Here is a 2,630-nt window from a genome sequence, read left to right as displayed (position 1 = left end):
TGAGTTCGGCGGCGTCCTACTCTCCCACACCCCTTCGAGTGCAGTACCATCGGCGCTGGCAGGCTTAGCTTCCGGGTTCGGAATGGGACCGGGCGTTTCCCCGCCGCTATAACCACCGAAACACTACGAAACAACACACCATGCTGGTCGCTTCAGCTCTGATGTGGTGTTTCAGAGCCGTAGAGTGGATGCGAAGCGTCTTTGTAGGCAAGTCCTCGGCCTATTAGTACCAGTCAACTCCACACATTACTGCGCTTCCATTTCTGGCCTATCAACCCAATCGTCTCTTGGGGGCCTTAACCCACATGGGGTGGGATACCTCATCTAGGAACAGGCTTCCCGCTTAGATGCCTTCAGCGGTTATCCCTTCCGAACGTAGCCAACCAGCCATGCCACTGGCGTGACAACTGGCATACCAGAGGTTCGTCCGTCCCGGTCCTCTCGTACTAGGGACAGCCTTCCGCAAGTATCCTACGCGCGCGGCGGATAGGGACCGAACTGTCTCACGACGTTCTAAACCCAGCTCGCGTGCCGCTTTAATGGGCGAACAGCCCAACCCTTGGGACCTACTCCGGCCCCAGGATGCGACGAGCCGACATCGAGGTGCCAAACCATGCCGTCGATATGGACTCTTGGGCAAGATCAGCCTGTTATCCCCGGGGTACCTTTTATCCGTTGAGCGACACCCCTTCCACCAGGTGGTGCCGGATCACTAGTCCCGACTTTCGTCCCTGCTCGACCTGTCAGTCTCACAGTCAAGCTCCCTTGTGCACTTACACTCAACACCTGATTGCCAACCAGGCTGAGGGAACCTTTGGGCGCCTCCGTTACTCTTTGGGAGGCAACCGCCCCAGTTAAACTACCCATCAGGCACTGTCCCTCACCCAGATCATGGGCGTAGGTTCAGATTCCCAATCCGGCCAGAGTGGTATTTCAACAACGACTCCACACCCACTAGCGTGAGCGCTTCACAGTCTCCCACCTATCCTACACAAACCGAACCGAAAACCAATACCAAACTATAGTAAAGGTCCCGGGGTCTTTCCGTCCTGCCGCGCGTAACGAGCATCTTTACTCGTAATGCAATTTCGCCGGGCCTGTGGTTGAGACAGCCGGAAAGTCGTTACGCCATTCGTGCAGGTCGGAACTTACCCGACAAGGAATTTCGCTACCTTAGGATGGTTATAGTTACCACCGCCGTTTACTGGCGCTTAAATTCTCAGCTTCACCCCCCAAAGGGAGTTAACCGGTCCTCTTAACGTTCCAGCACCGGGCAGGCGTCAGTCCGTATACATCGAATTACTTCTTCGCACGGACCTGTGTTTTTAGTAAACAGTCGCTTTCCGCTGGTCTCTGCGGCCACCCACCCCTAGCCTGCAAGAAGCTTCAGGATGTTTGGCCCCCCTTCTCCCGAAGTTACGGGGGCATTTTGCCGAGTTCCTTAACCACAGTTCACCCGATCGCCTTGGTATTCTCTACCTGACCACCTGTGTTGGTTTGGGGTACGGGCCGTGCACGCACTCGCTAGAGGCTTTTCTCGGCAGCATAGGATCACTCTACTTCACCTCAATCGGCTACGCATCACGTCTCAGCCTATTGCCATGCGGATTTACCTACATGACGGCCTACACGCTTACACCAGTACTACCATTCACTGGCGGAGCTACCTTCCTGCGTCACCCCATCACTTGACTACTACAGAATCAGGCCCCACGCTCCACAACAAGCCTTAGTCCGAAGACTCCAGCCTGCGCTTCGGGTGGTTAGTATCAACTGCCTCATCAGGGACGCACGTGCTCGGGTACGGGAATATCAACCCGTTGTCCATCGACTACGCCTGTCGGCCTCGCCTTAGGTCCCGACTTACCCTGGGCGGATTAGCCTGGCCCAGGAACCCTTGGTCATCCGGCGGCAGAGTTTCTCACTCTGCATTCGCTACTCATGCCTGCATTCTCACTCCCACACCCTCCACCGCTGGTTTCCACCGCGGCTTCCCTGGATGCAGGACGCTCCCCTACCCATCCATACCACTAGACAAGAATCCGAAGACTCAAGCCGATGTATCGCATGAATGACACAGCTTCGGCGGTGTGCTTAAGCCCCGCTACATTGTCGGCGCAGGACCACTTGACCAGTGAGCTATTACGCACTCTTTCAAGGGTGGCTGCTTCTAAGCCAACCTCCTGGTTGTCTGGGCAATCCCACATCCTTTCCCACTGAGCACACACTTAGGGGCCTTAGCTGGTGTTCTGGGCTGTTTCCCTCTCGACGACGAAGCTTATCCCCCGCCGTCTCACTGCCGCACTCTCACTTCTCGGTATTCGGAGTTTGGTTGACTTCGGTAACCCGGTAAGGCCCCTAGGCCATCCAGTAGCTCTACCCCCAAGAAGAAACATGCGACGCTGCACCTAAATGCATTTCGGGGAGAACCAGCTATCACGGAGTTTGATTGGCCTTTCACCCCTACCCACAGCTCATCCCCTCAGTTTTCAACCTAAGTGGGTTCGGGCCTCCACACCGTCTTACCGGCGCTTCACCCTGGCCATGGGTAGATCACTCCGCTTCGGGTCTAGACCACGCGACTACAACGCCCTATTCAGACTCGCTTTCGCTACGGCTACCCCACACGG

General features: G+C 56.2%; 2 rRNA genes (1 of these 2 cut by a window edge). Both read right to left on the bottom strand.

Annotation, left to right across the window (positions count from 1 at the left end):
* Positions 1 to 3: 3 nt before the first annotated feature.
* Positions 4 to 120 (bottom strand): 5S ribosomal RNA (rrf, locus tag AC07EG_RS40240).
* Positions 121 to 203: 83 nt separating this feature from the next.
* Positions 204 to 2,630: ribosomal RNA gene (locus AC07EG_RS40235) — 23S ribosomal RNA — on the bottom strand (it continues 689 nt past the right edge of the window).

Source organism: Amycolatopsis sp. NPDC045836 (assembly GCF_056431745.1).
This window is presented reverse-complemented; position numbering and strand designations above follow the sequence as displayed.